This is a genomic window from Bifidobacterium pseudolongum subsp. pseudolongum DSM 20099 (genome assembly GCF_000771225.1).
In the GTDB taxonomy this organism is placed as follows: domain Bacteria; phylum Actinomycetota; class Actinomycetes; order Actinomycetales; family Bifidobacteriaceae; genus Bifidobacterium; species Bifidobacterium pseudolongum.
Genome location: NZ_JDTZ01000019.1, coordinates 1 through 2,154 on the forward strand (window position 1 = coordinate 1; position 2,154 = coordinate 2,154).

Consider the following 2,154-nt stretch of genomic DNA (forward strand, 5'->3'; position numbering starts at 1 on the left):
AATGAATTGCCGGCAACACATAGATTCGACGGTTGGCGGCGCGGCACCGCCAACCGTCAGGGCGAGAGGAGCAACAATGGACGCATGGCACATCCCCGCCCTTCAACACACTTCGCATATGTGGCACATCGCCGAGGAGGCCCCGTATCACGCAGCCGACGGTCGCGGGGCAACGGGCCGCACGAATCCGCGGTGCCGATCACACTGAGCGACCTCACCCTTGACGCGCCCGCACCACTCATGTCCCAATTGGTATGGGTGGGAACCGATTCATACACGCCGTGCGGCGCATCGTTCGTGGGTCCACAACCGGAGCTGATCGACGCATGCATGGCCGACCTGATGCTGTTCCTGCAGCGGGACGACATCCCGGTGCTTTTGCAATGCGCCTTGGCCCATGCGCAATTCGAGACGATCCACCCATTCGCAGATGGCAACGGGCGTACCGGACGCGCGCTAATCCACGCCATCTTGCGCAACAAAGGACTCGCAAGCCACATTGTGACGCCGGTATCCGCAGGTCTGCTGCACGAGACCGACCAATACTTCGCAGCGCTTACCGCATTTCGTGAAGATGACGCCGCACCGCTTGTCAGCGTGTTCACCCAGGCCTGTCAATTCGCGGCGAGCAGCGGCACGGAGTTGATCACACAGCTGGAAGCCCAGCTTGCACATACGAAGCAGCTCCTTGCCGGAGTACGTAGGGACGCCTCCGTCTGGCGCGTGCTGCCCCATCTCGCCGCCCAGCCCATCATCAATTCCCGGTATCTGCAATCTGCCGTAGGACTGACCAAACCACAGGCGGAGCGGGCATTGAAGACCTTGGCGCGCGTAGGGGCGCTCACTGCCCGCAACAGCGCAAAGCGCAACGTGGTGTGGGAGCATCGCGGCGTCCTTGATGTGCTGGATGCGTATGCAGCGAGGTTGCAGCGGCAATGAGGGGCTTTTCACGTGAAACACGGCCTGTCTAGATGAATCAGGCCGTGTTTCACGTGAAAAAGAATCTAGTTGTCACGCCGTTCGGCGCGCGGCGAATGCGCGGATATTCGCCAAGAACGCGCCGAGGAACACAACCAGCAGCACAATGAAGGCCACATGGCCACCACGCTGCATGGCCGCCGCGAATGCGGCCTTGTCCGCCATGATGCTGTGCCCGGCTTGCGCCACGCCCAGGCAGATCGACATGACTGTGGTGCCGACGGCTCCGGCAAGCTGTTGGAACGTGCTGAACATGGCGTTGCCATCGGGCTGCATGCTCGCAGGAATCACGCTCATGCCTGCTGTCATCGTGTTCGCGTAGGCCATCGAGCAGCCGACCATGTACGCGATGTACCCCACGCAGATCATCCACACACTCGCCAAAGGGCGCACCAGAAGCAGCATCAGCAGAATGCCGACAATAGCTAGCGCCATCGTGGAGAGGATCGGGCGCATCGGCCCAAACCGGTCGAGGAGCACACCGAACATCCAGCGCCAGCCGATTGCAGCCTCACCGACACCGCCCACAGTCGGGCCGAGCGCAGACCATGTTGCCGACGCCCATGAGCAGACCCAGACGTGACCGCGGGGACTGCTCGAGGATGATATTGAACATGAGCGGCAGCGCGACGCCCGTGCCGGCGCCCTGCAGGATGCGCGCAATCATGAGCATGGGGAAATTCACCGCAAGCGCTGCGAGCAGCAAGCCTGCGATGCACAGCACGACCGCCGCGATGAACGACGTCTTCAGGGTGAAGCGGTGGTTGAGGTACGACGACAATGGCGTCACAATCGAGACGACGAGCAGATAGCCTGTGGTGAGCCACTGACCACCGCCGTGCCGATGTGGAACTCCTCCATGAGGGTGGGGAACAACACGTTCGTCATCGCCTCCGTGAAGATGCCGATGAAGGCCATGAGTCCCGTCGCCACAATGGCGAGCAGCAGTTTGGGATCCACACGCTCAGAGGCTGGTTGTGTCACTGGCGTCTGGGCGTTGGAAGATGATGTTGAGGAATCGGAGCGGACGCGGTTGGGCATCGGTTGAGAAGCTGTTCCCAGCAAACCTTTCTTGGCCTGGACTGATTGCGGCCGTATCCGGGTTGCCAGGCGCTATGGATAGGCACGCCGCCTGCCTGTGCAAGGTGGCAGAATATGGCAAAGCCCACCGGTTGG

General features: G+C 61.6%; 4 protein-coding genes. 1 reads left to right on the forward strand and 3 read right to left on the reverse strand.

What is annotated here, in order from left to right; genetic code table 11:
- Nucleotides 1-240: 240 nt before the first annotated feature.
- Entirely contained in the window at nt 241-939 is a 699-nt protein-coding gene (locus OU02_RS09100; protein WP_422574474.1) for a Fic family protein, read from the forward strand.
- 72 nt (nt 940-1,011) lie between these two features.
- On the opposite strand, the gene OU02_RS07980 is transcribed toward OU02_RS09100, so the two are convergent.
- The 3 genes from OU02_RS07980 to OU02_RS08790 are packed head-to-tail and all read right to left on the reverse strand — an operon-like array spanning nt 1,012 to nt 1,962.
- Nucleotides 1,012-1,506, reverse strand: coding sequence for an MFS transporter (locus tag OU02_RS07980; RefSeq protein WP_152593177.1), 495 nt, complete (start codon nt 1,504-1,506; stop codon nt 1,012-1,014).
- Nucleotides 1,490-1,768: an MFS transporter gene (locus OU02_RS08785; RefSeq protein ID WP_160248864.1), complete on the reverse strand. Its 279-nt coding sequence runs from the start codon at nt 1,766-1,768 to the stop codon at nt 1,490-1,492. Before OU02_RS08785 ends, OU02_RS07980 begins: the two co-directional genes overlap by 17 nt.
- Complete coding sequence (locus tag OU02_RS08790; protein ID WP_152593178.1) at nt 1,765-1,962, reverse strand: hypothetical protein; 198 nt, start codon at nt 1,960-1,962, stop codon at nt 1,765-1,767. Before OU02_RS08790 ends, OU02_RS08785 begins: the two co-directional genes overlap by 4 nt.
- Between the last annotated feature and the right edge of the window lie 192 nt (nt 1,963-2,154).